Annotated in this window: 2 protein-coding genes; both read left to right on the plus strand. The window is 63.4% G+C overall.

Annotated elements, in window-relative coordinates; all coding sequences use genetic code 11:
* The coding region (locus AC0L23_RS34145; protein WP_473357987.1) for a beta strand repeat-containing protein at nt 1–4,059 on the plus strand (4,059 nt) is incomplete at its 5' end.
* Nucleotides 4,060–4,138: 79 nt separating this feature from the next.
* Nucleotides 4,139–6,370: a CHASE2 domain-containing protein gene (locus AC0L23_RS34150; RefSeq protein WP_018457599.1), complete on the plus strand. Its 2,232-nt coding sequence runs from the start codon at nt 4,139–4,141 to the stop codon at nt 6,368–6,370.
* Nucleotides 6,371–6,636 lie beyond the last annotated feature (266 nt).

Genomic DNA, 6,636 nt, shown 5'->3' on the forward strand with positions numbered 1-6,636 from the left:
GGTGCGCTGACGATCGACCAGGGCTCGACGGTTGCGAATGCCGGTAACGTCACGGTCGATGCCAACGGCAAGCTGACAGTTAACGGCGCGACGATCAGCGGTGGTACGATCAACGGTCTCGGCACGATCGATGTCACCGGCGCCAGCAAGATCGATCAATCGGCGACGCTGAGCACCACTGCCGTGACGGTCGAGAGCGGCGTCATCCTGACGCTGGATGACGTGATAGTTGCGGGCACCGCAATCGCCAATCATGGCACGGTCAAGGTCGATGCAGGCAGCAAGCTGACATTGAACGGTGCGAGCCTGACAGGCGGCGCGCTCACCGTTTCGGGCACGCTGAATTCGACCGGCACAACTGCGATTACCGACGCCAACATCTCGAACAACTATCTGATCGAGGCAACCCTGGGCGCGTTGACGCTGCTGGCGACGACCTCCGCAAGCTCGATCGCGAATGGCGGCATCCTCAGGGCCAATGGCGCCGAGCTCGACATCAACGGCGAAGCCATCGCAAACACCGGCACGCTGGCGGCGATCAATCATGGGACACTGAAGCTGATCGGGATGACGGTGACCGACACCGGCAGCGGTAGTGTCTCGGTCGAGTCCGGCTCGACACTCGATCTTCAGGGCGCGACCATCGACGGCGGCACGGTGACGATTGCCGGTACGCTGGAATCGACCGGCACCAGCGCCATCGACAATGCCGACATTACCAACACCGGCACGATCACGGTCACCAGCGGTACGCTGACGATTGATCCCGCCACGCTTCACGCCATCACCAATCACAATCTCATTCAGGCGAAGGGCGGCGTGCTCGACGTCTCCGGTGAGGATATCTCCAACACCGCGGCTCTTGAGGCGGTCAACCACGGCACGCTGAAGCTGGCAAATCTCACCGTTAGCAACAGCAGTGCTGGGTCGATCACGGTCGACGGCACCTCGAAGCTCTATCTGACCGACGTTTCGATCAACGGCGGCAGCCTGAGCAATGCCGGCAATCTCTACAGCGCCGGCGTCGATACGGTCACGGGCAGCGTCACCAACACCGGCATCATCGAGGTCCAGAGCGGCATTCTCGACCTTGCGGGCGGCATCGCCGGTTCAGGCAAGGTAATCGTCGATGTTGGCGCGACGCTGGAGTTTTCGGGCGCGACCGGTTCGATCCACATCGTCAATTCCGGCTCCATCGTGGGCGCCGGTGGCAATGCGGCGATCCACATCCAGCAGGATACGACCGGTTCGGTGATCAACAATTCCGGCACCATCGGGCCGCCCGCCGCTTCGAGCGTGACCTCCGCGACCGATGCGATCATCGAGATCGGTGGCAGCCTCACGATCAACAACACCGGCCACATCAACGGCAATATCTCGGTCGCCAGCGCGACCTTCAATAACGAGTCCGGCGGCACCTGGACGGTCGCCGGCACGAGCGTCTTCGGCAATGCGTCGTCGATCGTCAATGACGGTGTCATCGATCTCCTCAACGGCGCCTCGATCTCCCTGGGTGGGCCTGGACTCGTCAATCACAGCCACATCGACAGCTGGGGCACGGCGTCGATCTCGGGCACCATCAGCAATACCGGCAGCATCGAGGTCCATGATGGCGAGCTGTCGCTGTTCGGCTTGCTGACCGGCACGGGCTCGGTCACCGTCGATGCCGGTGCGCTGCTGAAGCTCGAAGGCACGGTCGCGCAGACGATCAACCTCGCGGGCGACGGCGCCGCGGTTGAGATCGATACGGATACGTTCGGCGGATCGATCGCGGAGCTGTCCGCGAACGACACGATCGACCTGTCGACGATCAAATACGGGCTCGGCACCAGCGCGGTCTATGTTGCAAACTCCAATCCCGCGACCGGCGGCGTGCTGACGGTGACCGATGCGGACGGCAATCACATCAGCCTGAACCTGGCCGGCGCCGACTACAGCAATGCCCATTTCGCCGGGAGCGACGACGGCACTGGCCACACGCTGATCACGATGACCGATGACCACGCCCCGGCCTTCACCGCCGGCGGCGTGCTGGCGGGGGGCGTCTCCGAGCAGGCGGACGCCACCGGCGACTTCGCCACCTCCGATACCTCAACGCCTGCGACCGGCGCGATTGACTTCACCGACATCGACCTGACCGACCTGCCGTCGGCACAGATCACCGGCCAGGACGTGACCTCGCTTGGCGCCGATCACAGCACTAACCTCACCTCGTCGCTCTCGCTTGACGAGATCGCGGCGCTCAAGAGCGGGCTGACGCTTCTGCCGCAGGCCGGGCTGAACAATGGCATCGTCACCTGGAGCTATTCGATCGCCGACGGCGCGCTGGACTTCCTCGCCAAGGACCAGACCGCGAAGGTGGTTTCTACCATCACGAGCACGGACGATTACGGCGAGACCGCCACAACCGACGTCACGGTCACGATCACAGGCAAGAACGACGCGCCGACCTTGGCCGCGGTCACTACGGATCCGCTCGTCGATACCTCCGCCGCCGACAGCTTCTCGGACGTCACGGGAACGCTGGTCGGAACCGACGCCGACCATGGCGAGACGGCGGGGCTGACCTATGCCGTTCTGAACGCGGATAGTCATGGGACGACGGCTGGCCTGTACGGCTCGCTGACGGTCAACGCGAACGGCACCTACACCTACGTTCCCGATGCGGCTTCGATCAACGCGCTTTCGGAAGGCCCTTGTTCGGACGTCTTCACGATTCAGACCACGGACGCGCAAGGTGCTGTCGGCACGGCATCATTCACGGCTGCCGTAACAGGCGCCAACGACGCTCCGGTGTTGACCGATGGTAGCATCGGGCAGCTCACCGATACGTGCGCAGCGGATAATTTCTCTGACCTCACCGGACAGGTGGTCGGGACCGATGCCGACTCCGGCGATACGCTGACCTACACCTTGCTGAACGCAGATCACCAGGCAGTCGGAGAGGTCACGGGTCACTATGGCGCGCTGGCGCTCAACACGAACGGCACCTACACCTACGTTCCCGATGCGGCTTCGATTAACGCGCTGCCGGGCTGCTTGCACTATTCCGACAGTTTCACGGTCCAGGTCACGGATGCACATGGCGCCGCCTCCACGGCGATATACACGGTGGACCTGGCGGGCGCCAACGACGTGCCAACGCTGTCCGCTCTCAACCTCGGCAAGCTTACGGACACGGCGGCGACCGACACCTTCTCCAATCTCACCGGAAATCTCGCGGGCACCGACGCCGATGCCGACGAGACGGTGACGCTGACCTATTCTGTCCAGAATGCGGATAGTTGCGGGACGGCTCCAGGACACTACGGCGCGCTGACGGTCCACTCTGACGGCAGCTACACCTACGTTCCCGAAGCGGCTGCGATCAACGCGTTGCAAGAAGGGCCCTTCGCGGATACGTTTACGGTCCAGACGACGGACGCGCATGGCGCGACCGGCACTGCGATACTCACGGTGGACGTGGACGGCGCGAACGATGCGCCGGTAATGGACGTCAACCAGATCAGCCTCACGCATGACGGCGCTCAAGTCACTGTGCACGGTATCTCGGCCACCGACTCCGATGCGGCTGCCAATGAAACCTTCACGCTCGTTGCCTCCGGCTCGGGTAGCAATTTGAGTCCGGCGTCGACGTCAGATACCTTGGCGCATATCAATTCCGCGCTGCAGACCGTGACCTACACTGATGCAAGTGAAGGTGCGGCCATACAGACGGTCACGCTCACCGTGGCCGACAGTCACAACGCAAGCAATACGGTTAGCCTGCTCTTTGGCACGGCCGGGCAAGATGACTTCATCGGGACAGGCCATCAGGACCAGTTCGTGTTCGCCGCCAGTTCCAACAACGATACGATCACCAATTTCACGCCCGGTCAGGACCATATCGACTTGTCGGCAGTCGTGACCGCCAGCGATTTTGGGGCATGGATGGCGCAGCACGTGGCGGCTTCGCCGACCAACTCCGCTGACACCCTGATCACGATCAACGCTTCGGACACCATCCTTCTGAAGGGTGTCGCCCACCTCCAGGCGAGCGACTTCATCGTCCATGCCTGATTGCTGCATGATGGGCCGCGATCGTCGGCAGGCCCGATCCACGCTGCCGTTCACCGCCAAAGCGTGATATCCAGCCACCATGAAACGTCTCAAGATCCTGCGGCGGTGGTTTGCGCGCAAGTTCGGGTTTGCGCGGCTGATGTGCCTTGCGCTGCTGGTCGTATTTGCCGGCGCTCGGCTCTGGGATCCGCCTCCGATCCAGGAACTGCGGCTGCGCACCTTCGACATGTTTCAATTGATCGATCCGCGCCACAAGACGGCGCGGCCGGTCACCATCGTCGACATCGACGACAAGAGCCTCGCCAAGCTCGGCCAGTGGCCGTGGCCGCGGACGCGGATCGCCGACATGATCCAGAACCTCACCAATCACGGCGCGGTGGCGATCGGCTTCGACGTCGTGTTCTCGGAGGCCGACCGGCTCAACCCGGATCTGGTCGCGAGCCAGATGCGCTACCTGGACGACGCCACCCGCGCCAAGCTGCGCGAGCTGCCGAGCAACGACCAGATCCTCTCCGAAGCGATCAAGCGCTCGCGCGTGATCCTGGGCGAGACCGGGCAGCGGGCGATTTCGTCCGAGGTCGACAAGTCGCTGCCCTTCACTGGCGTCGCAACGGTCGGCGAGGAGGGCGCTGAGCGCTTCCTGTTCGAATTTCCCGGGCTGTTGCGCAACGTGCCCGAGATCGAGAAGGTCGCGGCCGGCCGCGGCCTGTTCTCGATCAAGACCGAGCGCGACGGCCTGATCCGGCGCGTGCCAATGATCATGCGCGCCCAAGGCATGGTCATGCCCTCGCTCAGCCTCGAGATTTTGCGTGTCGTCACGGGCACGCCGACCTTGCTGGTTCGGACCGACAAGACCGGCGTGCGGGCCGTGCGTCTCAAGGGCGTGGAGATCCCAACCGACAGGAACGGTCAGCTCTGGGTGCATTACGCTCGCCAGGATCCCTCGATCTACGTCTCGGCCGCCGACGTGCTCGACAATACGGTGCCGCCTAACAAGATCGCCGGCAAGCTGGTGCTGATCGGCACCTCGGCGGTTGGGCTCAACGACATCAAGACCACGCCGGTGTCCTCGACCATGCCCGGCGTCGAGATCCACGCCCAGGTGCTGGAGAGCGTGCTGAGCGGCGCGGTGATCTCCCAGCCGAACTATGCGCTCGGCGTCGAGCTGCTCGCCGCGCTCGTCATCGGCTTGCTCGTCATCATCTTCACGCCGAACCTCGGACCAGTTCGCCTCGTGCTTGCCGGCGCGACCTTCGCCGCTATCCTGATCGGAGTGTCCTGGTTCTTCTATGCGCAGCACCGCTATCTCATCGACTTCACTTATCCGCTGCTCTCGACCACCGCGATCTATCTGACGCTAATCTTCGCCAGCTTCGTGCGCGAGCAGCGCCAGCGCGTGCAGATCCGCGGCATGTTCGCGCAATACATGTCGCCGGTGCTGGTCGAGCAACTCGCGCAGTCACCGGAAAAACTCGTCCTCGGCGGCGAGGAGCGCGAAATGACGATCATGTTCTCCGACGTGCGCGGCTTCACCACCATATCGGAAACCTACAAGCACGATCCGCAGGGCCTGATCGCGCTGATGAACCGCTTCCTGACTCCGCTGACCGACGTGATCATCGATCAGAAGGGCTATATCGACAAATATATGGGCGACGCCATCATGGCGTTCTGGAATGCGCCGCTCGACGATGCCGAGCACGAGGTCAACGCCTGTGAGGCCGCGATCCAGATGTTGGAGAAGATCGACGCGGTCAACAAGGACCGCGAGCAGGAGGCCATTGATGGCGGTCACGTCTACATCCCGCTCAATGTCGGTATCGGTCTCAACACCGGCATCGGCGTCGTCGGCAACATGGGCTCCGACCTGAAGAAGAACTATTCGGTGCTCGGCGACAGCGTCAACCTGGCCTCGCGCCTGGAAGGCCAGTCGAAGGAATACGGCTTTCCCATTATCGTTGGCTCGCGCACCGCGCTCGCGGCCAAGGACAAGTTCGCGATCCTCGAACTCGACTTCATCATGGTCAAGGGCAAGACCGAGCCGGAGGTGATCTATGCCATCGCCGGCCGCGAGGATGTGATGCTTTCAGGCGCCTTCCAGCGGCTGCGCAACGTCACCATCGAAATGCTCGCCTGCTATCGCAGCCGCGACTGGCAGGGCGCGCTGGACGCGATCGACCGCGGCCGCAGGAGCGAGGATGCCGACACGCTGGAAAAGCTGTTCAAGCTCTATGAAGTGCGCATCAAGGAATTCCAGGTCAATCCACCGCCGGAAGGTTGGACCGGGGCCTATGCGCTGCTGACGAAATAAGGGAGGCGCTTGCTAGCGGCTAAACCCTCGGTGTCGTCCCGGCGCAGGCCGGGACCCATACTCCGCAGCAGAAGCTGTACGCCAGATCGGAGTTGGCTGTCGTTGCCGAATTCAACTCGGTGGTTATGGGTCCCGGCTACGCCGGGACGACAGCGGTGTTCGACGCCGCAGGCCGTCGCCTTAATAAGAGGTGTGGGGGGGGGGGGGGGGGGGGGGGGGGGGGGGGGGGGGGGGGGGGGGGGGGGGGGGGGGGGGGGGGGGGGGGG

The sequence above is a fragment of the Bradyrhizobium sp. MI1.4 genome (assembly GCF_055811315.1).